This is a genomic window from Halosolutus halophilus, from assembly GCF_022869805.1.
Classification (GTDB): Archaea; Halobacteriota; Halobacteria; order Halobacteriales; family Natrialbaceae; genus Halosolutus; species Halosolutus halophilus.
The window spans coordinates 2229362-2252656 of record NZ_CP094974.1 but is presented as its reverse complement, the minus strand read 5'-3'; the positions used below and the strand labels follow the sequence as shown (position 1 = coordinate 2252656).

Here is a 23295-nt window from a genome sequence, read left to right as displayed (position 1 = left end):
TTGCTCGCGTCACCGATCGCCGGGCGCGAGCGTGGCCTCCGTGTCGATGCCGTAGACCAGTTCGGGCGTCTCGACGTGTGCGTTCCGGACGGCCTCGTCGTGGCCGTTCTCGAGCAGCCACGAGACGCGGCGGGGGACCGTCTTGGGACCCAGTACGGCCCCCGGTCGATCGGGGTCGTCGATGTAGTCCGTCTCCATCAGGAACGGGTCGCCGCGTTCGGCGGCAACCTCGAGGCGGGCTTTCTCGCTCATGACGCTCGGAATCGGGCCCTCGAGTCGGCCGCCCGCGTAGTGTTTGACGACCCTGTGGGCCGGCAGTCCCGCCGCCTCGGCCCAGTCGGTCACCGCGGTCATGTCCTCGCTCGCCTCAGCGTGTAGCTGGACGGCGCAGTCGATCTCCGCCGCCCGTTCGAAAGCGCGCCGCATGACGGCGTTCGAGGCGTCCCAGACGGCTTCGTCGACGTCGTAGTGGGGCCGGCCGGACTTCAGGGCCAGCGCGTCGCCGCGCTCGACGTACTCCGCGGCGACGTCGATGCCGCCCCGCATGATCTCCCGGGCCTCCTCGGGCGCGTAGCCGCGATCGTCGACGAGTCGGGAGATCAGCCCGGGGTGGACCCCCAGCACCGGCCAGGCGCGCCCGTCGAGTTCCGCGGATGCCTCGTCGACGATCTCGATGGTGCGCTCGAAGACCGGGCGGAAGTCCTCGCCTGCAACCGCCTCGACGCCGAGATGCCAGGACGGTTTGTTCACCACGAGCAGATGCGTGCCGCCCACGCGTGCGAAGTCCCGGACCGCGTCGATGCCGCGGTTGGCGTCCGGATCGAGGTGGAGGTGGTTGTCGAGAATCGGCGTTTCGTCGGCGATCATACTCCCGGTTCGGCGATCGAGCCGGGAAAAATCATCGACTTTGCGTCCCGCGCGTCGCTCGCGACAGGTGCGCGTCCCGGTGTCCCCGCGACGGCGTTCCGGTCGGACGCCCGTCTTCCCCGTTGCGATCGCACAGTCCCGCTATGGGTGTCGATCCGCCATCAAACGCCGGGTTAGTTTTCCGACGTCGATCGGCGTCGTTTCAATCGGCGGCTGTACGAATGTACGCTTTAAGTCGACGATATATTTGCTACTGACAGGAGAGTCGCGATTGTAATCCGGATAAATAATCTTCAGTTCGATAAGAGTTTACTAATTTCAGGGAGTGATGATAGTCACTCCATGCCACAGGACGGCTCCAACGATCGGGGCAGAACACCGCCGGTCGATCGGCGAACGATTCTGCGGTCTCTTTCACTCGGTGGCTTGCTCGGATCGACCGGGCTCGCGAGCGCGAGCACGACCCCTGGAGGCGATTCGGGCCCCAGGAAAGACGAACTCCTCGTCGGCGTCTCCGAGTCGGTCTCGGACGTTCGCGGAGCGGTCCGCTCGGCCGCCCCCGCTAACGCCGAAATCGGTCGGACGAACGACGCGATTTACTACGCCACCGTCTCGTTTCCCTCGGACGCTCCGGATCGGGCACGCGAGCAGTTCGTCGAGGCCGTCACCCGATTCGACGAGGTCGAATACGTCGAACCGAACGCGACGATCGAGGCGATCGGCGAACCCGACGATCCCTACTACGATTCCCAGCACGCCCCGCAGCAAATCGGCTGCGAGACCGCCTGGGAGACGACGCTCGGCGACGACGACGTCGTCGTCGCCGTGGTCGACCAGGGCATCCAGTACGATCATCCGACGCTCGCTGGCACGATCGACGATCGACACGGCGAGGACTTCGTCCGGTCGGGGAGCGAGCCCTATCCGGCGAGCGACGAGGAACGGCACGGAACGCACGTCGGAGCGATCGCCGCGGGTGAAACCGACAACGCCACCGGACACGCGGGCATCAGCAACTGTTCGCTGCTCTCCGTTCGCGCGCTCGACGAGTCCGGTCGCGGTTCGCTGTCCGACATCGCCGACGCGATCCAGTGGGCTGCCGACGCCGGCGCGGACGTCGTCAACCTCTCGCTCGGGACGGGCGACGACTACGCGACCCTCGCGAACGCCTGCGAGTACGCGCGGGATCGGGGGTGCCTGCTCGTCGGAGCCGCCGGCAACGAGGGGGCTGACGGCGTCATGTATCCGGCAGCCTACGAGGACGTGATCGGCGTCTCGGCGGTCGACGAGAACGACTCGATCGCCGCTTTCTCGAACAGGGGCACGGGAATCGACCTCGCGGCACCGGGCACCAGGCTCGTCTCGGCCGTCCCCTGGGACGGGTATGCACGGATGTCGGGAACGTCGATGGCAGCGCCGGTCGTCTCCGGTGTGGCCGGCCTGGTGCGATCGGCCTATCCCGATCTCTCGCGCGAGGCCCTCCAGGAGCACCTCCAGGAGACTGCCGTCGACGTCGGCCTCGACGCGGACGCGCAGGGCCACGGTCGCGTCGACGCGGGGGCTGCGGTGACGACCGATCCGTATCCGGATTCCGACGAGGGATCGGGTGGCGACGGGGAGTCGAGCGGCGAGTGTGGCGACGAAACGATCACCGCGAGCGCCGACGGGGAACTCAGCGGCGGCTGGTGGGGCGAAAGCGATCGATACAGCTATCCCCTGTACACGTCGGATCCGTGTTCCGTCACGCTCACACTCGAGGGACCGGCTGACGCCGACTTCCACCTGTACGTGACCCTCGACGGGCGGTCACCGAGTCGGTGGGACTACGACGAAGGGAGCGCCGAATCCGGCGCCAGCGAGTCCATTTCCGTTTCGCTCTCCGGTGACGAGGACCTGGGAATCCAGGTGCACGCCGATACCGGAAGCGGTGCGTACACGCTGACGGTCCGGGAACGGGGGCAGTAACGACGTTCGGATCGAGCGGCGGCCGACAGCGACGGATCGCACGTTCGACGCCGCCGATCGATCAGGTACCGAGCGTGATCGCGTCGTCCGCTGCGTTCCGGAGCGCGTCCGATCGGCCGTACGATCCCGGTGCGATCGCGACGGTCTCGACGCCGACGGTTCCGGCGTACTCGAGGACGGGTTTGAAATCGGTGTCCCGCGAGGCGATGGCGAGCCGATCGAACGTGCCGTCGCCGGCGAGCGCGGTCGCGTCGACGGCGAGTTTGACGTCGACGTCGCCGCTGGTCACGATCACCTCGAACCCGCGGGCCTCAGCGGCCTGGATGAGTCCGGGGGTGGCGTGTTCGTCGAGATAGAGGCGAATGACGCCGACCCGGCCGAGGTCCCGCGCTGCCGTACGGAGGTCGTCGAGGTCGACGTCGAACTCGTCGCGGAAGACGTTCGGCCCGTCGACGAACAGACCGACGGTCGGCGGTCCCTCGGAATCGGGCGCGAGACGGGCACGAACGCGGTCGAACATGCTCGCCCGTTTCCCCCCGCCGGAAATAGGTGTGACGGATCGGCGTCGTCACTCAACGGGGGAACGGATCGCCGAACGGCCGCCGAACCGATCGCGCTCGAACCGACTTCCGATCGGTCGTGACGACGGCCGCGGACGCCCGACTGACGAAAAGACATTACTATCCCGAGAGTGTCCACCCGAGTATGCCGCTTCAGACGCCGCCGTTGCGTGGGATTCACGACGACCGGGGGGCGAAGTTCACGGAGTTCGGTGGCTGGGACATGCCAGTCGAATTCGACTCGATTCGTACCGAACACGAGGCCGTTCGCACCGACGTGGGGAAGTTCGACGTCTCCCACATGGGCCAGATTCACGTCACCGGCCCCGACGCGACGACGCTGATGCAACGGCTCACCTCGAACGACGTCACCAGACTCGACGTCGGCGACTCGCAGTACGCGACCATCACGAACGAGGATGGCAACATCATCGACGACACGGTGGTCTACCGGCTCCCGGACGGGGATGGCGAGCGATCGGCTGGTTCGGCCGGAGGCGGCGACCCGACGTACCTCTTCGTCCCCAACGCGGGGACCGACGAGGCGACCCACGAACGCTGGATCACCCACCGAAACGAGTGGGACCTCGACGCGACCGTCGACAACCGGACCGACGAGTACGCGATGTTCGCCGTTCAGGGGCCCGAGGCACCCGACCTCGTCGATCGAGTGGTCGACGACTCGGTCACCGACCTGAATCGGTTCGAGGCCAGATACGCAACGATCGGCGAGACGACGTGCTGGACCGCTCGCACCGGCTACACGGGCGAGGACGGGTTCGAACTGATCGTTCCCTGGTCCGAGGCCGAGGCGATCTGGTCGATGCTCGACTGCCAGCCCTGTGGCCTCGGGGCCCGCGACACCCTGCGGATCGAAGCGGGCCTGTTGCTCGCCGGGCAGGACTTCGACGTCGAGTCGAATCCACGGACGCCTTACGAGGCCGGTATCGGCTTCACCGTCGACCTTGAGACGGAGTTCGTCGGCCGCGACGCGCTCGCGCGGGTTCGCGAGGAGGGTATCGAAGAGGAACTCGTCGGCTTCGCGCTGATCGATCGGGGCGTCCCCCGCCACGGCTACGACATCACCACCACCGAGAGTCGGGTCGTCGGAACGGTCACCAGCGGCACGATGAGCCCGACCCTCGAGAGACCGATCGGGCTCGGCTACGTACCGATCGAGTACGCCGACCCTGGCACGACGTTACAGGTCGTCGTTCGCGGACAGTCCAAAAAAGCAAGAGTTGAACCCATCCCCTTCATTGACACAGTATAATGAGCTTCGACATTCCCGAAGACCGGCAGTATCTAGAATCGCACGAGTGGGCCGAAGAGACCGACGGCGTCGTTCGCGTCGGCATCACCGACTTCGCACAGGACGAACTCGGCGACGTCGTCTTCGTCGAACTCCCCGACGAGGGCGACGCGGTCACACAGGAGGAGGAGTTCGGCGTCATCGAATCGATCAAAGCGGTGTCCGACCTCTACGCACCCGTCAGCGGCGAGGTCGCGTCGATCAACGAAGAACTGTTCGACGCGCCGGAACTCGTCAACGACGATCCGTTCGGCGAGGGCTGGATGCTCGAGATCGACCCCGACGACGCGAGCGAACTCGACGCTCTCCTGACCGCGGACGAGTACGAGGACCAGATCGCCTGAATCACTGGATCGGCTGCATCGCTGTGGCTGGCGGTGCCGGACGGAATTCACTCGATCGACTCCGATCGGGCGACCAGCACCAGCACCGTCCCGACGAGGACGGCCATCGCAACGCTCCAGACGAGCCAGCCGATCGTCTCGTCGACGACGGCGACGATCGCGAGCGTCGCGAGGAAGACCACGGTCACCGCGAGGGTCAGGCGGTCGGCCCGATCGAGCGCGGAGCGGCGGTCGGTCACGGTTACGGGCTCACTCGAGAGTGACGAGGTGGTCGAGCATCTCGTCTAACGGCTCGGTCGTCACGGCCAGCGAGTAGCCGTCGATCCGCGCCAGGTCGGCGGCGTGATCCCACAGGTCGGGTTCGTCGATCCCGTGCAGGATGACGGCGTTGGGGGTCGGGTTGACCACTCGGAGTGCGACCAGCGGCGATTCGCCGCGAGTGACGCCCGTGAACACGAGGACGCGGTTCGTGCTCTGGCCGTAGAGCCGGAAGAACTCCTCGCTGGAGAGCCTGGTGATCGCCTCGATGCTGTCGATAACGGTGTGGCCGCTGATCCGATCGGTGGCCCCGGTCGCGATTTCGGTCGCGTCGATCGCGTCGTACAGCCGCGTGAGCGGGATCGACGTCGCGTACTCCCGGAGATCGTGGACGACGTCGCTGTCGAACCCGGCCGACAGCACGCGGCCGTACTGTCGAATGCGGTCCCCGCCGCGGCGTTCGTCGATCGCGAGCAGGCCCTCGACGAGGCGGCTGACGACGCCGATGCCGGGGCTCTCCCGGCGACCGCTCTCGTAGTCGGAGATGACCGAGGAGGAGACGTCGATCTCCGCCGCCAGATCGGTCTGGGAGATTCCGAAGTCGGTCCGCCACTTGCGTAACGTGGCACCGGGATCGGCACTCAGCGTGATCTCCCCGGCGATCTTCTCTGCGAGTTCTCGTTTCGGTCCACGTCCGCCCATGTGCGTCGGTTGCGTGGTCGCATCAAGTAGCTTCTGGAGACCGATCGATCTCGCAGGCGATCCGCGGTTGATCGCGATCGCAGTCGCGCGTCTCGAAAGACGGGAGTACATTGAATATCGGTACCATACCACAGACAGCGTATGCCATCGGTTCTCGTCCACGTCGCGTTCGCGGGACTGCTCGGGACCGCATTGCTCGGCGACCGGTTCGACACGAAGGCGATTCTCACCGTGATGATCGTGACCGCGACGATCGACGCCGATACGGTGATCGGAATCTACTTTCCCGGCGCTCACCGTGCGCTCTTTCACAACGTCTGGTTCCTCCTCGTTCCGGGCGCGCTGTTGTACTGGGACGCGAGTCTCCGCGAGGAGTCGGCCGTCCACGCGCGCTGGGGGGCGTACGGCTACCGGGTGATCTGGGTTACCCTCGTCACGCTGTTGTTCGCACACGTCCTGCTGGACGCGTTCTACAACGGCGTCAACCTCCTCTGGCCGCTTCACGACCGGTTCTACGATCTCTCGGGCGAGTTGCTCCTCTCCAGCGATCGCGGGATCGAACAGACGTTCGTCGAGTTCGACGATGGCAGCCACAGAATCACCGACGCGACGGCCCGCGGCACCACCGAGGATACGTACTACTCGACCGGGTTCAACCCGACGCCCGGAGAGCCCGCGAACGGTGCCGAACGGACGTTTCCGATCGCGGACACGGGAGAGCTGTTCGTGCTCACCGCGGCGGGACTCGGGACGGTACTCTTTCGAATCGCCGAAACGTATCGGACCGAGAAGAACGAATGAGCGTCGCCACCGTCCCCGCCAACGTCGTTCCGGGTGGAAACCGGTACGCTCAGGCGTTGTTCATCCGCTGGCTCTCGCGGTTGCCACAGCGCTGGCACTCCCGGACGCGGTAGGGTTCCCGCGAATACTGGGCGTTTTCCCCACTCCCTGCTTCGGTTACGAGCTGGACGGACACCTCGTGTAGCGTCTCTGTCTCGCACTCGGAACACGGTTCGGTCATCCCGTTTGACACACCATCTGTCGTTGCCATACCGGTCCATCATACCGGTAGATCATATACCATCGGCAGTGGCTTCGGACGGGGATAAGGGGTATAAATAGGTATTTTCGCAAATTGAGAAAGCCCCCTCGGAACGGGACGGTTTTTGCCGCTCTCCGACCGGGTTCGATCGAGCACCGGGCTTTCACGCCGTAAATATCTCGATCGCGACTGACGGTTTGAAAACTGGGAAAGTCTTTTGCTCCGTCTCTCTATAGGAACACCACATGGATGAAGAGTCCTCCATCGAAGACATTCTTGACATGATCGGGGACGAACACGCCAGAACCGTCCTCGCCTCGATCAGCCGCGAACCCTGTTCGGCGAAGGAACTGGCGGAACGGCTGGATCTGTCCCAGCCGACGATCTATCGACGCCTCGAACTCCTCGAGGACTACGACCTCATCAAGCACCGGACGCTCGTCGCGGACGACGGCAACCACTACAAGGAGTTCCAGTCCAATTTCAATAGCACGGTCATCTCACTGGAAGACGACGAGTACGACGTTCGTATTTTCCGTGAAGAAAACCTCCCGGACCGGTTTACCCAACTCTGGGACGAACTCGGTGCGACCTAGGAGAGACGATGTCCCGCAACTACAGCCGTGACGTGATCGTGCGATCGATACCGACGGGTGATGGGAGACATGAATGAGATAGCCGAAGCCGTCCTTATGACGATGCAGATGGCCGTGTTTGCGCTCGCACTGGGCCTGACGCTCATCAGCTTTCAATCGTACAGAATGAACAAAACGAAGCGGCTGGAATCCGCGTTCATCGGGTTCGCGTTTCTCAGTATGGGGGTTGCACTCACGACGATCGTTTCACAGGTCCCAACGCTTTCGACCCTGTTCCGGATCGTCGAGACGATTCCGTTTATCATCGGGTTCGGGATGCTCTACCTGTCGCTGTATCGGTGACGATCTCGTCCGAGAGACTGACTTTTCGATCGCCCAAACAGTAAAGCCCTCGCGGTTCGAGTCGGCCCGATATGCCATCGACCGTCGTCCACGTCGCGTTCGCGGGATTGGTCGGGGTCGCGTTGCTCGGCGAGGAGTTCGATACCCGGGCGATCCTGATCGTGATGGGGTGTAGCGCCCTCCTCGATCTGGATACGCTGATCGGGATCGTCGTCCCCGGAACGCACCGCGCGGCGTTGCACAACGTCTGGATCGTGCTCATCCCCGCCGCCGTCGTGCTGTGGGACGGCGCGATCCGCGAGAAGTCCGCCCTCCGTGATCGGTGGGGTGACTACGGTCACCGCGTCGCGTGGGCCACGCTCGCCGCGGTGCTGTTCGCACACGTCCTCTTTGACGCCTTCTTCAACGGAGTCAACCTCTTTTGGCCGCTTCACGATCGCTTCTACGATCTCTCCGGGGAGTTGCTCGTGACAGACCAGCGCGGGGTCGTCCAGACGTTCGTCGAACTCGAGACCGGGGAGGTCGCCGAGTCGACGGCCCGCGGCACGACCGAGAACACCCACTACAGGACGGGGGTCGATCCGACGCGGGACGAACCTGCAACGGGCATCGAGCGGGTCTTTCCGATCGCGGGAACCGGTGAGCGATTCGTGCTCACCGTCGCCGGTTTGCTGACGGTTCTCGTGCGGATCGTCGAGGATCGGCGATCGGACTGAGCGGAATCCACGCCGGGAGCACCGCGGGACGGCTACTCCGTTTCTCCCTCGCTCGCCGGCGGGTCGGTCGTCTCCACGTGCTCCCGGAGCCACGCGATCGCGTCCGCGACCGTCTCCGGATCGGTACTCGAGACGCGGATCCGGCCGGGTCGGTGCTCGCTTCGGGGATAGCTACCGACCGCGACGTCGAACCGATCGGTGACCCCCTCTAGCGCTTCGTGAAGCGCACCCTCCGGGGCCGGCGTGTACAGCGTTTCCGCGGTCGAATCCCCCCGGAACTCGTCGGCCACCTGCCCGAACATGGCCCGCATCTCGTCGGGGATCCCCGCGAACACGTAGACGTTCTCGACGACACAGCCCGGGGCCCAGCCCTCGTCGACGACGATCGGCGTCGCGCCCGCGGGGATCGAGGCCGCGGCGTCGACGTCGAGTTGCAGGTCGTACTCCGCCACCAGATCCGGGTTCTCCTCGCGGAACGCGGCCGCTTTCTCGGCGAGTCGATCTCGGATCCCCTCGTGAACCACGAGGTCGCGCTCGAGGCCCTCCGCGACCGCCTCAACCGTCAGGTCGTCCGGCGTGCCGCCGATGCCGCCGGTGACGATCACGGCGTCGAACGCGTCGCTCCAGCGATCGACGTAGTCGGCGATGAGGCCTCGATCGTCGGGGATCGTCAGGATTCGTTCGACCGAACTCCCACGATCGGTGATCCGCTCGGCCAGCCACGACGCGTTCGTATTCGTCGTCGTTCCGGCCAGTAACTCGTCACCGACGGTGACGATCGCGACGTTCATAGCCGGCCTTCGGGGCTCAGGCAGTTATCCGCTCCGGGTTCGACGGGGATCGCTTCCGGGGGACCGAGGTCACTCGTCACCGACGCGACTGGGGCGATCGCTTGCGGCACGGTTTTGTAAGCCCTGTGCCAAGCGTTCGTATGATCGTGGTTACTGGCGATGAGACTGCCAGTACATCTCGTCCGTCGATCGGCGACCGCCGGTCGCCCGGATCGGCCGGACGAATCAGTCGAATCGAGCGTCGAAGACGGAGTGCGCCCACCCCGGTACCGGCGCAGCCGGGTCGATCGCAGTCTGCGAGGGTAGGCCGATGGTAGAGGTAGACCTCGCGTTCTCGCTGGGTCGACTCGCGTTCGCCTTCTTCCTGGTCTTCCTGAACGGCTTTTTCGTCGCGGCGGAGTTCGCGTACGTCAGGATCCGACCGACCCAGATCGACGCGCTCGTCGAGGAGGGTCGACGGTCGGCGAAACTCCTCCAGGAGGCCGAGGAGAACCTGGACGACTACCTCGCGACCACCCAACTGGGCATCACGATCGCGTCGCTGGGGCTCGGGTGGGCCGGCGAACCGGCGATCGCCTCGCTCATCCAACCCGTCCTCGGTTCGGTGCTACCGGCGGGGTCGATTCACCTGGTCGCGATCGCGATCGGGTTCGGCATCATCACGTTCCTGCACGTCGTCTTCGGGGAACTCGCACCGAAGACCCTCGCCATCGCCGACGCCGAGCGGATCGCACTGCTGGTCGCCGCGCCGATGAAGTTCTTCTACTACGTCTTCCTCCCCGGGATCGTCGTGTTCAACGGGACGGCGAACTTCTTTACGCGACTCATCGGCGTCGAACCGGCCTCCGAGAGCGACGACACCCACAGCGAGGAGGAGATCCTGCGCATCGTCTCCCAGTCCGGCCAGCAGGGAGCCGTCGACATGGACGAGGTCGAGATGATCGAGGCGATCTTCGACCTGAGCGACACGGTCGCCCGCGAGGTGATGGTCCCGCGCCCAGACGTCGTGACCGTTCGCGCCGACATGCCCCTCTCGGAGCTCCGGGCCGCCGCCTCGAGCGGGAGCTACACACGCTTGCCCGTCGTCGACGAGGACGCCGAGGAGCCCGTCATCGGATTCGTTCACGCCAAAGACGTCCTCCAGGCGATCGAGGCCGCAGATCGAACGGCGGATCGGGGCGCCGACGAGCCGACCGCACGCGACCTCGCTCGTGAGGTGATCATCGTCCCCGAAACCCGCCGGATCGACGAGGTCCTCACGGAGTTCCGCAAGCAGAACGTCCAGATGGCAGTCGTGATCGACGAATGGGGTGCCTTCGAGGGCATCCTGACCATCGAGGACGTCATCGAGGTGGTGGTCGGCGAGATCCAGGACGAGTTCGACACCGCGGAGATGGAGCCCTCGATCGACGAACTCGCAGACGGACGCCACGCCATGGACGGCGGCGTCACGCTCGCGGCGGTGAACGACCTTCTTGAAACCGAATTCGAGAGCGACGCGTTCGACACGATCGGCGGACTGGTGTTGCACCGCCTCGGGCGCCCGCCCGAAGTCGGTGACACGATCGGGGCCGACGGCTACGAGATGACCGTCGAAGCGGTTGAGGGAACGCGCGTCTCGCGAGTGATCGTCGGCGAGACCGTTCCGGAAGTCGAGGAACCGTCGGGCTGAGTTCGCCGGAACCCGTTCGATCGCTGCCGAGACGCGGTCAGGACCACTCCGCGATCGGCACACCGGACTTCGCCCGACGGAAGTACTCGGTTTGCATCTCGGCGACGGCGTCGTCGAATCGCCTGCCGGCGTCGAGGTGGTCGGTGACGCGGGCCAGCTTCCACCGACTCGGCGTCGTCCGATCGGTCCAGCGAGCCTCGATCGGATCGAGATACTCCTCGATAGTCGCTGCGGGAACGCCCTGTTCGCGGAGCCCGCGGCGGGCGAACTCGAAGAGTTCCTCGTAGATGGCGGTTCGATCGGTCGTTCGGTCGCCGTCGACGGTGACCCACGCGAGTTCGGCGTCGAGTCCGTCTTCGACCGCGGCGTAGAAGCTCCGTTCGGCCGCGCCCCGATCGAGGGTCACCAGCGGATGGTCGACCGCACACAGGCCGCGGACGAGTCCGGCGACCAGACACTGCAGCCCGACGTTCTCCGTGATCGTCGGCTGGGTGGGAAGCGGTCGGTATTCGATGCGAATCGACCAGCGGTCACCTCGATCGACCGGCTGACCGCCGATGACGGTGCGGAGCCACCGCCAGTACGTCCCTCGCTTGTGGTTGAGCTCCCAAAACAGGTCCGGGAACGCCTCGCGGTCGTCGTCGACGAGCCACTCGCGAAGAAACGGAGCGCAGGTCGGATCTTCGACGAGCCTGTCGACGGTCTCGGCTGCGTGCCGTATCTCGCGGGGGAAGCGGACTTTCTCCCACGCCCCGTTGATGGACTGTTCGAACACCGGTATCCGGAGTTCGTGGTACGTGTCGTCGAGCACGCGGTGCGGATCGTCGACGTCGTACAGATCCGGTGGCAACAGCGGTGAATTCGTCGCGAGCGCGAGCACCGGACCGAGGGTCCCGAGGGCGGTGTTGTAGTAGCGCGGATACGCCTCGCTGTCGGGAACCTGCAGGTGGGGCTGGATCGAACTCGCGAGCGATTCGAACAGGATCGACGGGAACGTACGCTCGACACCCGGCACCGAGAGGGAGATCGATCCGCCAGTCTGCCCCAGGATATCGTTGTCGATCGCGCGATAACGGGGTGACGGCGTCATGTTCTCGGCGATCGTCACCCCCTCAGTTTCGCGGGCGTCCGCGAGATACGCGCGACTGCCCTCCGGGGGCGGGATCGTCCACGTGGCGTCCAGGACGATCGCGATCCCCTCCCGATCGGCGGCGCGTTGCACGGTCCGATAGTCGCGACGGAGCTGTGCCGCCTGTACGGCGATTCCGTCACCGTCGAACTGGTCCGGGTCGGTGTTGAATTCGACGTTGTGCACTCCGAGTTCCTTCTCACAGGGCCCCTCGAGTACGGTGTCGGGTACTCGGGCGAGCCGACCCGCGTCGTCGACGGCGTAGGCTTCGAGTTCCAGCCCGAGTCCGAAGGTGGGGCTGTCGAGTCGGCCTGTGGGAAGGGTGTCGGTGAGGCGGGCGGCTTGCTCGTCGACGCGACGGTCGAACTCGCGTCGCGTCGCGTCGCGGAGCGATCGGGTGACGAGATCGATGCGATCCGCCATCACGGGAATACAGTGCTGGCAGTTGCTTAGAAGTACCGTGTATCACGATGGGCGATCACGCCCGGTTCGATCGCTCCCTCGAGGCGGTCGATACGGTGAGTCTACTTCTCGACCCCGTCCCAGTATTCGAACGGGTTTCTGGCGGCGTTCTGGCTCGTTTCTTCCTCGTCGTGGCGGCGGAATCGGGTGAACGATGCGATACGTGGCTGTCGTCCCAGATTACACCCGCCCGTGTGGACGAGAAGGTTGTGCCAGAGTACGACCGTTCCCGCAGGTCCACTGACTTCGAAGGGGCTCGCACCCGAGTCGAGTACCTGCTTTACCGCCTCATTTGAGAACGTTTCGAGGCTGTGTTCGGAGAGGTATTCGGCGATTCGCCAGTGTGTCCCGGGCCAGACCGTTAGGCCGCCACCGCGGGGATGCACGTCCTCTAGATACGTCGTCGCGGCGATCGTGAACGGCTGGAGTTCTCCGGACTCGTCGAAGATGTCAACGTGTGGGTTTCCGTGCGTGGTAGTCATCGGATGGTCCGGAGTACTGGAGAACTCACCCGTCGGATACCGAACGGCAATTTGTGCGAACTCATCCGGTGATACCAGCCCACCCGTTCCGACGAATTCCTCGGCATACTCCTGAAGGTGGTCGTTGAGTGGTCGGAACGGAGCCATGTCGTCGAGGGTATTCCAGTAGTGGCGGTCTTCAGGACCGGCGGCCATCTCCTCGAAGTCGTTCAAGTCCTCGGGAACCGTTTTCGTGGCTACTGCAAGCGCCTCGTCGAGAAGCGCCTGTGGGATCGCGTTTCGGAGAACGACGAAGCCATTATGGACGAACCTGTCACGTTGTTCTCTGGTAAGTACGTCTTCGGTCATGATCTGATCACCTCCACATCCCCCGCTTATGAGGCTCTACGGGTATCCCCGGAACACGCCGGTAGAACTATGTGTTTTTAACCGAAAGAACATGATGAGTTTCTATCCCGCACAGGAGTACCTGTCCAGCGACGCTTCGATACGATCAGTTACGCGGTAGTCTCTCGGCAAATTCGCAGCCTAACTCGCCGACCGTTTCACGCCAAACTGTGTCCGAAGACTCGGGTTTCGACAGAGCCGCATACGAGGGATTCGCCTCTCGACTCGACCTCGAGACCGTCAAAGGGGAACGGCAGATAGCTCTGGAACCATTAACCGCCCCGGGCCTCTCGACTGATAGTGAACAAGACGTCACATCTCGTCTCGACTTGCAAACGATCGGCGAGGAGTAACGCTCCGCAACCACTAAACGCGACTCACCCAATCACGCAGCAATGATCGACTGGACCGAGAAGTCGATAAAATGCGATGTAGATTCGGTGTGCTAACCTCGACGGACGCTCGTCGTTCGCTCACGAATACGGAAACGAATGCTGACGTGTAATACCAGAGATGGGTGTCTTGGCTAAACCGGGGAACGTTTTTATTTTTGCCCACCGTACACGGAGACATGTCCGACGTAGCGCTGGACGACCGCGGCCGTCTCACGCTTCCGAAGGAAGTCCGTGAACGATACGGCGACCGGTATCACATCGTTCAGCTTCCCGAGGGAATCAAGTTAGTTCCGATCGCCGACGACCCGCTCGAAGCGCTCAGGGACGAATTCGCAGATATCGACAAATCGGCCGACGAACTCCGCGACGAAGCACGCGAAGCAGCCCTTGACGAGGCCGGACGCTAAATGTACGCCGAAACCGATTTTCTTCTCGCGCTCATCAAGGACGAAGACTGGCTGGGAGAGGCCGCTGAAACCGTGTATCGGGACCACCGGGACGAGTTGTGGACGTCACAGTTCACGCTCATCGAACTCCTTCTCGTTGCCTACCGTGAGGAACGAGATACCGAACGCGTCGTCACGAACGCCGCCACTCTCGTCGACGTCCGCGGCGACGTCGATACGGTCGTCTCCGCGGCGACGTACGTCGAAGACCACGGGTTCACGCCGTTCGACGCACTCCATCTCGTCGAATCGGGGGACGATCCGATCGTCTCCAGCGACGACACGTACGCAGAGTTCACAACTCGTCTCGATCTGAAGACGGTCGCCGAGGAGTGACGCTCCGCAACCACTAAACGCGACTCGAACCAACCAGTGTCCAATGACCGACTGGACGGAGAAGTACCGCCCGACGACGCTGTCGGAGGTACGCGGCAACAACAAGGCCCGCGACCAGTTGAAAGAGTGGGCCGAAACCTGGGACGAGCACCGGCAGTCAGTGATCGTCCACGGCAGTCCCGGCGTCGGGAAGACCTCGGCCGCCCACGCGCTGGCCAACGACATGGGGTGGCCGGTGATGGAACTCAACGCCAGCGACAACCGGCAGGCGGACGTGATCGAACGAATCGCCGGCGAAGCCGCAAAGAGCGGCACGCTCACCGCGGGCGGGGCCGGCCGCCGACTCGTCGTTCTGGACGAGGCCGACAACTTCCACGGCAACGCGGACTACGGCGGCTCCCGCGAAGTCACGCGGGTCGTCAAGGACGCCAACCAGCCGATCGTCCTCGTCGCCAACGAGTTCTACGACATGAGCCAGTCCCTGCGCAACGCCTGCGAGACGATCGAGTTCCGGGACGTCTCCAAACGATCGATCGTGCCCGTCCTGCGGGACATCTGCCGTCGCGAGGGCGTCGAGTACGAGGAGGAAGCCCTCGAGGCCATCGCGGAGAACACGAGCGGCGACCTTCGATCGGCGGTCAACGACCTGCAGGCGGTCGCCGAGGAAGCAGAGACGTTAACCGTCGAGGACGTGGTCACCGGCGAGCGCGACACCACCGAGGGAATCTTCGACTACCTCGACGCGCTCATCAAGGAGGAAGACGCCGAGGGGGCCCTCCGGGCGTCCTACGACGTCGACGAGACGCCGGACGACCTGCTCAACTGGATCGAGGACAACGTGCCGAAAGACTACGAGGGCGCGGAACTGGCCGACGCCTACGAGTTCCTCTCGAACGCGGACCGCTGGCTGGGTCGCGTGCGGGCCACGCAGGACTACTCCTACTGGCGGTACGCGACCGACAACATGACCGCCGGCGTCGCCGCCTCGCGCCGCGAACCGAAAGGCGGCTGGACCCGGTATGGGCCGCCGAGTTACTGGTCGAAACTCGGGCGGACCAAGGGGGCCCGGAACACGCGAGACGCGATCGCAGAACGCATCGCCGAACGCGAGGGGACGAGCGTCGCGACGGCCCGCCGCGAGATCCTGCCGTTCCTCTCGGCGATGACCCACCACTGCAAGAACCGCGATCTCACCGTCCGCATGGCCGCCATCTACGACCTCGACGAGAAAGAGGTCTCGTTCGTCACCGGCAGCGGGAAAGACACCAACAAGGTCCAGTCGATCGTCGAGGACGCCGACGAACTGCGAGACGAACAGACGGTCGCTCACTCCGGGAACGCGTTCTTCGAGCCCGAGGACGCGAACGGGGGGACAGCCACCGACTCGTCGGAGGACGAACCCGGCAGCGATACCGGGGACGAGAGCGAGAACGACCAGCAGACCCTCACCGCCACGAGCGAGTCGAACGACGACGCCGACGGTAGCGAGACGGACGAACCGTCGTCGGCCGACGAACCGGACGACGACCAGTCCGGACTGACGGACTTCATGTAGTGCGCGTCGTCGAACGCGACGTCGTCACGCCACCCGCCGAAAATTATCGATTCATTGAACCACGTTTTATCAGCCAGTAATATATCGAGATATAGACTGATCGACACTATTACGTCGGTGACTGATGACAGTACTCGACGGTGAGCGGCTACCGATGAACGATTACAACTGTCCACTCTGTGCGGACGCGTACGGCGAACAGACGGATCTCCACGTCCACCTCGAGGTGAAACACCGCAAATCAGAGATCGTCTCGTACCTCATCGACGAACTCGACGACGTGTCCGAGTCGAGCGTCGAGAGCGACCAGCGGCCGACCCCGCCAGTCTAGAACTCCCCTGCCGAAAGCCGGTCGCGAAACGCCGGTGACAGCGCGTCGCGAACCCCTTCGGCCAGTCGTCGTGGATCGGACCCCGAGAGCGGCGGAACCGTCTCTACCCGCGTCCCCGTCAGCCGTTCGAGTTCGGCAGGGTTCGTCCGCTCCGCGACAGTCTCGCCCTCGTACTCGTTGCAGACGATTCCGCGGACCGGAACGCCACGGCGGTGGAGCGCCTCGACCGACAGCGCCGTGTGGTTCAGGGTTCCCAGCCCCGATCGCGTGACGACGATCGCCGCCGCCGAGCAGTCCGCGACGAGGTCGATCACCTCCCTGTCGCCGGCCAGCGGGACGCGAAGGCCGCCGATTCCCTCGACGATCGGGACCGGCGTCGCGTCGATCGCCTGCTGGCAGGCGGCGAGGATCGACTCGTAGGTGAGCGTCTCACCGGCTTCCGCGGCGGCGACGCGCGGCGCGAGCGGCGGTTCGAGGTACCGCGGACAGATCGCCGCGTCGTCGTCCCTACACGCCTCGGCGACGAAGCCCGCGTCGTCGTCGGGCGGGTGGCCGGTCTGGGCGGGTTTGATCGCCCGCGCTTCGAGTCCCTCCTCGCGGAACCAGCGCGTGAGTCCCGCCGTGACGACGGTCTTGCCGACGTCGGTGTCGGTGCCGACGATCGCGATCGGTGTCGCGGTGCCCGCGTTCGTCACAGTATCCCGACCTCCTGGCCGGCGGCCTGGAACGCTTCGAGACAGGCCACGACGTCCTCCCGATCGTGGGTCGCCATCGGCGCGACGCGGATCCGGCTGGTTCCCTCGGGAACGGTCGGCGGCCGGATCGCCGGTGCGACGACGTTTCGGTCCCGGAGTTGGTCGGCCAGCGCGAGTGCGTCGCTCCGATCGCCGACGAGGACGGGGAGGATCTGGGAGTCCCCGAGTACCGTAAAGCCCATCGACTCGAGTCCGTCCCGGAGGTGGGAGACGTTCTCCCAGAGTTGTTCCCGGACGGTCCCGTGGCGCGCGACGTGCAGCGCTTCGCTCGCGGCCGCGGCCGCCGGCGGATTGAGACCGGTCGAGAAGACGAACGATCGGGCGTCGTTGACCAGACACTCGATCAGGGCGTCGCCGCCGGCGACGTAGCCGCCCTGGCTGGCGAGCGCCTTCGACAGGGTCCCGAGCTGGATCTGGACCCGGTCTGCGAGTCCTTCTGCCTGGACGACGCCGCCACCGTTGGCGTAGAGGCCGGTCGCGTGAGCCTCGTCGACCATGACCCACGCACCGAACGCCTCCGCGACGTCGCAGATCCGTTCGAGCGGCGCGACGGTGCCGTCCATGCTGAACACGGAGTCGGAGACGATCAGCCACGATTCCGCCTCGGCCCCGGGCCGGTCGGCACGCGCCTCGAGCTTCGACCGCAGGCTCGCCGCGTCGCAGTGGTCGTAGACCTCTGTATCTGCCCCCGAAAGCCTGCAGCCGTCGACGATGCTCGCGTGATTGTATTCGTCCGAGAAGATCACGTCCGGGGCCAGTGCGGCGATCGTCCCCACGTTGGCGGCGTACCCCGACGAGAAGGCAAGCGCACGATCGGTTCCCTTGGTCTCGGCGAGCAATCGTTCGAGGTCCCGGTGGGCCAGCGTATCGCCCGTCACCAAACGGCTGGCCCCGGCTCCCGTCCCGACGGTCGCAGCGGCCTGTCGGGCCGCATTCTGGATGCGCTGATCGTCGGTCAATCCGAGGTAGTTGTTCGACGCGAAGACCAGTGCTTCTTCGGCCCCGAGCACCGGCAGGTCACCGCCCGACGGTGGTGCGAAGTAGCCGCGCTCGGCGACCCGATCGACGGGAGCCAGCGTTCGCTTCAGATCGTTCGCCTCGAGGTCGTCGAGTCGGCCCCTGAGGTCGAACCCGCGGTCGCGGTCGTCCATTCGAGTGAACCGAGTCATCGACGTGGTTTCATTTTCACGGTTCCGATCGACGCGATTCGCGCCGACCCAAGAACGCTGTTTCTGAGGCCAGAATCGGCCGGTATCGGCAGTCTGGGTGGAAATCAGGTCGAGTGAGGTGGCAAATGTCGTCGCGTCTCGGCGCACCCGAACCGAGTTCCACACCGATCTCACAGCCGTCGTGCGATCGGGTGCGCAGTGACTGTCAGCGCGGTCTAGAAACCGGGCATCAGTTCGGCCGGTCCGAAGACGCCGTACTCGCCGGCACGGTTCCGCCGGACGCCGGCTTTCAGGTAGCCCAGCGCGGGGCCGTTGACGTTCGCCTCCATGCTCGTCGCGTCGTCGAGCCGGAAGGTGTTGGTCGCCGTCTCGCCGTCGAAGGTCGTCCCCGTCACGGAGACGGTGGTCGTCGTCGGCTTCTCGTCGCTGCGAACGTCGAGAATCCCGCCGACGCGCACGTCCTCGGCGTCACAGACGCCGGCGCGCTCGAGCAGCACGTCGTCGGCGTGTTCCATGTCCTCGAACTCGATGACGCCGTCGTGCTCGTCGATGATCGCCTCGATTTCGGTCTCGGAGAGGTCGCGCACGGTTTCGATGTCGTACTCCGGGAGGTGCGCGATGTCCTCGCGGACGGTGCCGCGGTTGTCCTCGTAGCCGGACTTGAGACCCACGCCCCACCGGATATCGACGGCCTCGACCTCGACGAACGACTGGGCCGCCAGCGCGGCCGCGCCGGTGAGAAAGCCCGGGGTCGCGCCGGCCCCACAGATGAAGGTGATGCCCTGTTCCCGGAACTCGTCGCTGCGATCGTCGAGCATGTCGATCACGCGGGAGCGCTTGAGGACGTCGATCATGACGCCCGAGTAGCCGCTCTCGACGAACCGATCGGCCACGCGCGGGATGAAGTCGTGTTCGTAGTTGGGGAGGGCGAGCAGGACGGCGTCGATCCGATCACCGCGATCGATGACGTCCCGAATGGGGTCCTCGCTGGGGCGGGCCTGACTCGAGGCGACGACGCCCCTGTCTTCGCCGTGCTGTTTGATGCCGCCCTCACCGTCGGCGGCCGTCGCACCCGTTCCGCCGTCCGTCGCGACCTCGTCGTCTCGCGGTTCGCCGTCGATATTCCCCTCCGTCGCCGCGAGCAATTCGTCGACGTCCAGTCCGTCGAAGTCGATCGCGGTGCCGTGGCGATCGCAGGCCGCGACGGGGGTGAGAGCGTCCTTGTGCTGACTGACTTCGAGCGTTCGTCGTCCGATGCCGCCGGTTCCGAGTACCGCAAACGTGGTTTCCTCCATGGATGTCGGTGTACTGGTAATCGCCTTGATCCGCTAGTCGTCGCTCGGTTCTGCGCCTGTGCTCGCTGCCGTCTCGGACGACGAGTCGGATGACGCGCCGTGGCGAGCCTTGACCACCTCGGGGTCGAAGTCGTTCGCCTCCCGGTTTGGCTCGAGACCCGCGCGTTCGATGATCTCGATGTCTTCGCCGGGCGATTGCCCCTCGGTCGTCAGGTAGTCGCCGGTGAGGATCCCGTCGGCACCCGCCTCCAGCGGCAGGTGCTGCTCGTCGGAATCGAGATTCACCTCGCGGCCGCCGGTGAGTCGCACCCGCGACTCGGGATGGAGCAGTTTGTACACCGCGACCGTCTTGACGATCTCCTCGGTGGTGATGTCGACGCCCTGCTCGGCGAGCGGCGTCCCCGGGACCGGGTTCAGGACGTTCACCGGGAGCGAGGAGATGCCGACGTCCTGCAGGGCGATCGCGGCCTCGACCCGATCGGTCGGCGTCTCGCCCATGCCGAGGATGACGCCGGCACAGAGGTCCATCCCGGACTCCTTGGCCACTTCGAGCGTCTTCACCCGATCTTCGAAGGAGTGGCTCTCGACGATTTCAGGGAAGTACCGCGGGGAGGTTTCGATGTTGTGATTGTAGTGGTTGATCCCCTCCTCGGCGAGGATGGCAGCCTCCTCCTCGGTGAGAATCCCCAGGGAGGCGTCGACCTCGAGGTCGCACTCATCTCGGACGAGTCGGATCGATTCGAGGACGTCCGCCCACTCGTCGGGTCGGCGTTCCTTCGAGACGCCCTTCTCGGCGACGACGATCCCGAACCGCTGTGCGCCGTCGCGCTCGGCGCGCTTGGCCGCTTCGAGGATCTTCTCCGGGCCGAGGAAGCCGTAGGTGTCGATGCCGGTGTCGAAGTGAACCGACTGGGCACAGAAGCCACAGTCCTCGGCGCAGTTGCCCGCCTTCGCGTTGACGATCGAGCAGGCGTCGACCGTGCCGTCGCCGAAGTGATCGCGCACGGCTGCGCCGGCCTCGGCGAGCGGTTCGACCGGCTGGGCAAGCAGCGCGAGCCCGTCGGTGCGGTCGAGTCGTTCGCCGGCCAGAACCCGCTCGAGCGCGTCGTCGACCGTCTCGTTGTTCGTCTCGTAAACCACGATTCGAACGACGGTTGACGAACCTATAATTGTTGGGGACAGTCATGGCAGTTGCACGTTCGGTCTGCGAGACGATCGATTCACTCGGAGCCGAGTTCGTACACGAGTCCGACGATTCGAGACGGCTGTTGCGATTCCGAAGGCTTGAATAGTGTCACCTGGCACCACAACACATGGTTGTTCGCATCCCCGAGGACCGATTCGCGGACCTCCCGTCGTTCGACTACGAGCCCCAGTACGTCGACGTGGGGGACGTTCGGATGGCGTACGTCGAGGCGGGACCGTCGCCGGAGGCTGGTGAGACGCACGAGACGTTCCTCTGTCTCCACGGTGAACCCACCTGGTCGTTCCTCTACCGCAAGATGATCCCACGGCTAGCCGATCGGGGCCGCGTGATCGCACCCGATCTGATCGGCTGTGGCCGATCGGACAGGTACGAGGATCGGGCGGCGTACACGGTCGAGATGCACTACGACGCCGTCGAGACCTTCGTCGAGGAACTCGACCTGACGAACGTCACGCTCGTCTGCCAGGACTGGGGCGGGTTGCTCGGACTCTCGCTCGCGGCCCACCAGCCCGATCGGTTCGCGCGGCTGGTCCCGATGAACACCGGTCTCCCGGACGGCACGCAGGACATGCCGGCGATCTGGCACCAGTTCGCCGACCTCGTCGCGACGGCCGACGACCTGGACGTGGGGCGACTGATCGAGAACGGGACCTACCACGGTCTCTCGGAGGCCGTCCGCGACGCCTATCGCGCCCCCTTCCCCGACGAACGTCACATGGAGGGGATCCGAACGTTCCCGGGGCTGGTCCCCCAGTCACCCGACGACCCCGGGGCCGACCTGTTCGCGTCCGCCCGCGAGCGACTCGCCGAGTGGGAGAACCCGGCGTTCGTCCTCTTCGCCGCGAACGATCCCATCACCTCCGGGAACCGCGACCCCATGCGCGACCTGTTGCCGACGGCGGGCGACCAGCCGGACGTCTGGATCGAGGATGCCGCGCACTTCCTGCAGGAAGACGCCGGCGAAGCGATCGCCGACCGGATCGTCGATTTCGTCGATCGCACGTAGCACCCGTCACGCTTCCAGCGGCCATCGTTCTCACCGCGGCGCTGACTTCCGTGCACAAGTAGTGTCACAGAGATTAAAATAACGGGTCACATTCCCGAACGGGGATGGATGCGTGTACGGGTCGAGCCACCCCGGAACGGGTCGACAGCCACTACACTCACGTTTCAGTTATAACACTCCTCGAAACTGACAAAAATTCCAAAAGTTAAAGGCGTGTGATAATCAATTGGCAGTGAGCGAGTGTATGACTGATAGTACCGCAGACAAAAACGCGAGCGACGGGTCGTTCGAGGCGGGGCCGAGCGCGGACGAACTGTTCGGGGAGATCGCGGAGTCGGTCGAGGGGGGGCCGACCGATCGCGAGCGCGGCGACGCGTCGACGGGGAGCGAAACGATCGAGGACCGGACGGCCGCCGACGTCTTCGATCAGCTCCAGTCCGACGTGGGGGACGACACGGACGGCGTGCTCGCGGACGAAAGTCCCGAGGACATCATCGCGAGTGCGGACGAACCGGATCCGGATCCGGCCGACGACGACTTGCTCGTCGACGAGGACGCGCTCGAGGACCTCTTGCTCACCGGCCGAACGAAGGAAAAAGAGTTCCTCTGGGTGGACTCGGACGACGGGGCCGGCGACGATACCGACGGGGACGGGACCGGTCGCTCTGCCGAAGCTACGGATACACCGGCCGGCGCTGCGGACGAGTCGCCGACTCCCGATGCGGAGGGCGACGATGACGACGTCGGACGCTCATCGCAGTCTGGAGGCTCGATCATGGTGTCGGACGAGGACGACGCCGGCGACACCGATTCGGAAACCGGACTGGACGCGGACGCCGATTCGGAAGCGCCGTCGGATCGCGAATCGGCGTCTGAATCCGACGACTCCGCACCGATCGTCCAGGACGAGGACCGGACCCTCGCGAACCCCGAAGACGAGCAGTCGTCGTCGGGAATCCTCGGCTGGCTCCGATCGAAAATCGGCGGTCTGTTCTAGGTCGTCTCGGGACGGCGATATCCTCGGCATCCGCGGTCGAAGGGGACCAGCACGCGTCCGTTCTCCGGATCGATCCGTCCCCGTTCGCCGCCTCGTGTGCCTCTTTGCGCCGCGCTCTCACCGGTTCTCGAAGCCCGACTGTTGTCGCCGATGCACAAACCGATCGCGTCGACTCG

Annotated in this window: 26 protein-coding genes; 14 read left to right on the top strand and 12 right to left on the bottom strand. The window is 65.0% G+C overall.

All coding sequences use genetic code 11. The features are described from left to right. Window positions 1-9: 9 nt before the first annotated feature. Complete coding sequence (locus MUG98_RS11025; RefSeq protein WP_265112161.1) at window positions 10-867, bottom strand: TatD family hydrolase; 858 nt, start codon at window positions 865-867, stop codon at window positions 10-12. A 342-nt stretch (window positions 868-1209) separates the two neighbouring features. Here MUG98_RS11025 and MUG98_RS11020 point away from each other — a divergent pair, with 342 nt between their 5' ends. Further along, entirely contained in the window at window positions 1210-2832 is a 1623-nt protein-coding gene (locus MUG98_RS11020) for a S8 family peptidase (protein ID WP_265112160.1), read from the top strand. A gap of 61 nt (window positions 2833-2893) precedes the next feature. Here the strand turns inward: MUG98_RS11020 and MUG98_RS11015 are convergent, their stop codons facing one another. Continuing rightward, the gene (locus MUG98_RS11015; protein WP_265112159.1) at window positions 2894-3352 is read right to left on the bottom strand and encodes an NYN domain-containing protein; all 459 of its coding nucleotides are present in this window, start codon (window positions 3350-3352) and stop codon (window positions 2894-2896) included. Window positions 3353-3537: 185 nt separating this feature from the next. Between MUG98_RS11015 and gcvT the strand changes: the two genes are divergently transcribed. Together gcvT and gcvH are read left to right on the top strand one after the other, a co-directional pair. After that, a complete protein-coding gene (gene gcvT / locus MUG98_RS11010) occupies window positions 3538-4665 on the top strand; it encodes a glycine cleavage system aminomethyltransferase GcvT (protein ID WP_265112158.1) in 1128 nt (375 codons plus the stop codon). Next, entirely contained in the window at window positions 4665-5048 is a 384-nt protein-coding gene (gcvH, locus tag MUG98_RS11005) for a glycine cleavage system protein GcvH (protein ID WP_265112157.1), read from the top strand. The genes gcvT and gcvH overlap by 1 nt, the downstream gene beginning before the upstream one ends. Before the next feature lie 47 nt (window positions 5049-5095). On the opposite strand, the gene MUG98_RS11000 is transcribed toward gcvH, so the two are convergent. After that, window positions 5096-5287, bottom strand: coding sequence for a hypothetical protein (locus MUG98_RS11000; protein WP_265112156.1), 192 nt, complete (start codon window positions 5285-5287; stop codon window positions 5096-5098). Window positions 5288-5297: 10 nt separating this feature from the next. Then, window positions 5298-6008 carry a helix-turn-helix domain-containing protein gene (locus MUG98_RS10995; RefSeq protein ID WP_265112155.1) on the bottom strand — a complete coding sequence of 237 codons (711 nt, stop codon included), beginning with the start codon at window positions 6006-6008 and terminating at the stop codon, window positions 5298-5300. Window positions 6009-6149: 141 nt separating this feature from the next. On the opposite strand from MUG98_RS10995, the gene MUG98_RS10990 reads away from it, so the two are divergent. Beyond that, on the top strand, window positions 6150-6809 hold the full coding sequence (locus tag MUG98_RS10990; RefSeq protein WP_265112154.1) for a metal-dependent hydrolase: 660 nt from the start codon (window positions 6150-6152) through the stop codon (window positions 6807-6809). A gap of 49 nt (window positions 6810-6858) precedes the next feature. Here the strand turns inward: MUG98_RS10990 and MUG98_RS10985 are convergent, their stop codons facing one another. Beyond that, the gene (locus MUG98_RS10985) at window positions 6859-7059 is read right to left on the bottom strand and encodes a DUF7835 family putative zinc beta-ribbon protein (RefSeq protein WP_265112153.1); all 201 of its coding nucleotides are present in this window, start codon (window positions 7057-7059) and stop codon (window positions 6859-6861) included. 236 nt (window positions 7060-7295) lie between these two features. Between MUG98_RS10985 and MUG98_RS10980 the strand changes: the two genes are divergently transcribed. The 3 genes from MUG98_RS10980 (at window position 7296) to MUG98_RS10970 (ending at window position 8704) form a co-directional block, all read left to right on the top strand. Beyond that, a complete protein-coding gene (locus MUG98_RS10980) occupies window positions 7296-7646 on the top strand; it encodes an ArsR/SmtB family transcription factor (protein ID WP_265112152.1) in 351 nt (116 codons plus the stop codon). Between the two features lie 69 nt (window positions 7647-7715). After that, window positions 7716-7988: a DUF7521 family protein gene (locus MUG98_RS10975; protein ID WP_265112446.1), complete on the top strand. Its 273-nt coding sequence runs from the start codon at window positions 7716-7718 to the stop codon at window positions 7986-7988. Between the two features lie 71 nt (window positions 7989-8059). Beyond that, window positions 8060-8704 carry a metal-dependent hydrolase gene (locus MUG98_RS10970; protein ID WP_265112151.1) on the top strand — a complete coding sequence of 215 codons (645 nt, stop codon included), beginning with the start codon at window positions 8060-8062 and terminating at the stop codon, window positions 8702-8704. Window positions 8705-8736: 32 nt separating this feature from the next. Here the strand turns inward: MUG98_RS10970 and MUG98_RS10965 are convergent, their stop codons facing one another. Beyond that, window positions 8737-9495 (bottom strand): competence/damage-inducible protein A, encoded by a 759-nt coding sequence (locus MUG98_RS10965; RefSeq protein WP_265112150.1) that lies wholly within the window; start codon window positions 9493-9495, stop codon window positions 8737-8739. 310 nt (window positions 9496-9805) lie between these two features. On the opposite strand from MUG98_RS10965, the gene MUG98_RS10960 reads away from it, so the two are divergent. Continuing rightward, complete coding sequence (locus tag MUG98_RS10960; RefSeq protein ID WP_265112149.1) at window positions 9806-11167, top strand: hemolysin family protein; 1362 nt, start codon at window positions 9806-9808, stop codon at window positions 11165-11167. Window positions 11168-11204: 37 nt separating this feature from the next. Here MUG98_RS10960 and MUG98_RS10955 read toward each other — a convergent pair whose 3' ends face one another. Beyond that, a complete protein-coding gene (locus MUG98_RS10955; protein WP_265112148.1) occupies window positions 11205-12719 on the bottom strand; it encodes a glutamate-cysteine ligase family protein in 1515 nt (504 codons plus the stop codon). Window positions 12720-12820: 101 nt separating this feature from the next. After that, complete coding sequence (locus MUG98_RS10950; protein WP_265112147.1) at window positions 12821-13588, bottom strand: phytanoyl-CoA dioxygenase family protein; 768 nt, start codon at window positions 13586-13588, stop codon at window positions 12821-12823. Window positions 13589-14198: 610 nt separating this feature from the next. Between MUG98_RS10950 and MUG98_RS10945 the strand changes: the two genes are divergently transcribed. The 4 genes from MUG98_RS10945 (at window position 14199) to MUG98_RS10930 (ending at window position 16690) form a co-directional block, all read left to right on the top strand. After that, complete coding sequence (locus tag MUG98_RS10945; RefSeq protein ID WP_265112146.1) at window positions 14199-14429, top strand: AbrB/MazE/SpoVT family DNA-binding domain-containing protein; 231 nt, start codon at window positions 14199-14201, stop codon at window positions 14427-14429. Then, window positions 14430-14804, top strand: a complete 375-nt coding sequence (locus MUG98_RS10940) for a PIN domain-containing protein (protein WP_265112145.1) — start codon at window positions 14430-14432, stop codon at window positions 14802-14804. A 43-nt stretch (window positions 14805-14847) separates the two neighbouring features. Continuing rightward, entirely contained in the window at window positions 14848-16359 is a 1512-nt protein-coding gene (locus MUG98_RS10935) for a replication factor C large subunit (RefSeq protein ID WP_265112144.1), read from the top strand. Window positions 16360-16483: 124 nt separating this feature from the next. Next, window positions 16484-16690 (top strand): hypothetical protein, encoded by a 207-nt coding sequence (locus MUG98_RS10930; RefSeq protein ID WP_265112573.1) that lies wholly within the window; start codon window positions 16484-16486, stop codon window positions 16688-16690. Here MUG98_RS10930 and bioD read toward each other — a convergent pair. The 4 genes from bioD to bioB form a co-directional block, all read right to left on the bottom strand. Continuing rightward, window positions 16687-17385 carry a dethiobiotin synthase gene (bioD, locus tag MUG98_RS10925; protein ID WP_265112143.1) on the bottom strand — a complete coding sequence of 233 codons (699 nt, stop codon included), beginning with the start codon at window positions 17383-17385 and terminating at the stop codon, window positions 16687-16689. The two genes, MUG98_RS10930 and bioD, sit on opposite strands and share 4 nt — an antisense overlap. After that, on the bottom strand, window positions 17382-18614 hold the full coding sequence (locus MUG98_RS10920) for an aminotransferase class I/II-fold pyridoxal phosphate-dependent enzyme (RefSeq protein ID WP_425601089.1): 1233 nt from the start codon (window positions 18612-18614) through the stop codon (window positions 17382-17384). The genes bioD and MUG98_RS10920 overlap by 4 nt, the downstream gene beginning before the upstream one ends. Before the next feature lie 215 nt (window positions 18615-18829). Further along, on the bottom strand, window positions 18830-19909 hold the full coding sequence (gene bioU, locus MUG98_RS10915) for a (S)-8-amino-7-oxononanoate synthase BioU (protein WP_265112141.1): 1080 nt from the start codon (window positions 19907-19909) through the stop codon (window positions 18830-18832). 33 nt (window positions 19910-19942) lie between these two features. Next, window positions 19943-21049, bottom strand: coding sequence for a biotin synthase BioB (bioB, locus tag MUG98_RS10910; protein WP_265112140.1), 1107 nt, complete (start codon window positions 21047-21049; stop codon window positions 19943-19945). Between the two features lie 173 nt (window positions 21050-21222). Here bioB and MUG98_RS10905 point away from each other — a divergent pair, with 173 nt between their 5' ends. Continuing rightward, window positions 21223-22122, top strand: a complete 900-nt coding sequence (locus MUG98_RS10905; RefSeq protein WP_265112139.1) for a haloalkane dehalogenase — start codon at window positions 21223-21225, stop codon at window positions 22120-22122. Window positions 22123-22366: 244 nt separating this feature from the next. Next, the gene (locus MUG98_RS10900) at window positions 22367-23119 is read left to right on the top strand and encodes an MSCRAMM family adhesin SdrC (protein ID WP_265112138.1); all 753 of its coding nucleotides are present in this window, start codon (window positions 22367-22369) and stop codon (window positions 23117-23119) included. The last annotated feature ends 176 nt before the right edge of the window (window positions 23120-23295 follow it).

Coding starts and splice junctions, on each gene's coding strand:
- MUG98_RS11025 (WP_265112161.1), bottom strand. CDS start 867: ATGATCGCCGACGAAACGCCGATTCTCGACAACCACCTCCACCTCGAT.
- MUG98_RS11020 (WP_265112160.1), top strand. CDS start 1,210: ATGCCACAGGACGGCTCCAACGATCGGGGCAGAACACCGCCGGTCGAT.
- MUG98_RS11015 (WP_265112159.1), bottom strand. CDS start 3,352: ATGTTCGACCGCGTTCGTGCCCGTCTCGCGCCCGATTCCGAGGGACCG.
- gcvT (WP_265112158.1), top strand. CDS start 3,538: ATGCCGCTTCAGACGCCGCCGTTGCGTGGGATTCACGACGACCGGGGG.
- gcvH (WP_265112157.1), top strand. CDS start 4,665: ATGAGCTTCGACATTCCCGAAGACCGGCAGTATCTAGAATCGCACGAG.
- MUG98_RS10995 (WP_265112155.1), bottom strand. CDS start 6,008: ATGGGCGGACGTGGACCGAAACGAGAACTCGCAGAGAAGATCGCCGGG.
- MUG98_RS10990 (WP_265112154.1), top strand. CDS start 6,150: ATGCCATCGGTTCTCGTCCACGTCGCGTTCGCGGGACTGCTCGGGACC.
- MUG98_RS10985 (WP_265112153.1), bottom strand. CDS start 7,059: ATGGCAACGACAGATGGTGTGTCAAACGGGATGACCGAACCGTGTTCC.
- MUG98_RS10980 (WP_265112152.1), top strand. CDS start 7,296: ATGGATGAAGAGTCCTCCATCGAAGACATTCTTGACATGATCGGGGAC.
- MUG98_RS10975 (WP_265112446.1), top strand. CDS start 7,716: ATGAATGAGATAGCCGAAGCCGTCCTTATGACGATGCAGATGGCCGTG.
- MUG98_RS10970 (WP_265112151.1), top strand. CDS start 8,060: ATGCCATCGACCGTCGTCCACGTCGCGTTCGCGGGATTGGTCGGGGTC.
- MUG98_RS10965 (WP_265112150.1), bottom strand. CDS start 9,495: ATGAACGTCGCGATCGTCACCGTCGGTGACGAGTTACTGGCCGGAACG.
- MUG98_RS10960 (WP_265112149.1), top strand. CDS start 9,806: ATGGTAGAGGTAGACCTCGCGTTCTCGCTGGGTCGACTCGCGTTCGCC.
- MUG98_RS10955 (WP_265112148.1), bottom strand. CDS start 12,719: ATGGCGGATCGCATCGATCTCGTCACCCGATCGCTCCGCGACGCGACG.
- MUG98_RS10950 (WP_265112147.1), bottom strand. CDS start 13,588: ATGACCGAAGACGTACTTACCAGAGAACAACGTGACAGGTTCGTCCAT.
- MUG98_RS10945 (WP_265112146.1), top strand. CDS start 14,199: ATGTCCGACGTAGCGCTGGACGACCGCGGCCGTCTCACGCTTCCGAAG.
- MUG98_RS10940 (WP_265112145.1), top strand. CDS start 14,430: ATGTACGCCGAAACCGATTTTCTTCTCGCGCTCATCAAGGACGAAGAC.
- MUG98_RS10935 (WP_265112144.1), top strand. CDS start 14,848: ATGACCGACTGGACGGAGAAGTACCGCCCGACGACGCTGTCGGAGGTA.
- MUG98_RS10930 (WP_265112573.1), top strand. CDS start 16,484: ATGACAGTACTCGACGGTGAGCGGCTACCGATGAACGATTACAACTGT.
- MUG98_RS10920 (WP_425601089.1), bottom strand. CDS start 18,614: ATGACTCGGTTCACTCGAATGGACGACCGCGACCGCGGGTTCGACCTC.
- bioU (WP_265112141.1), bottom strand. CDS start 19,909: ATGGAGGAAACCACGTTTGCGGTACTCGGAACCGGCGGCATCGGACGA.
- MUG98_RS10905 (WP_265112139.1), top strand. CDS start 21,223: ATGGTTGTTCGCATCCCCGAGGACCGATTCGCGGACCTCCCGTCGTTC.
- MUG98_RS10900 (WP_265112138.1), top strand. CDS start 22,367: ATGACTGATAGTACCGCAGACAAAAACGCGAGCGACGGGTCGTTCGAG.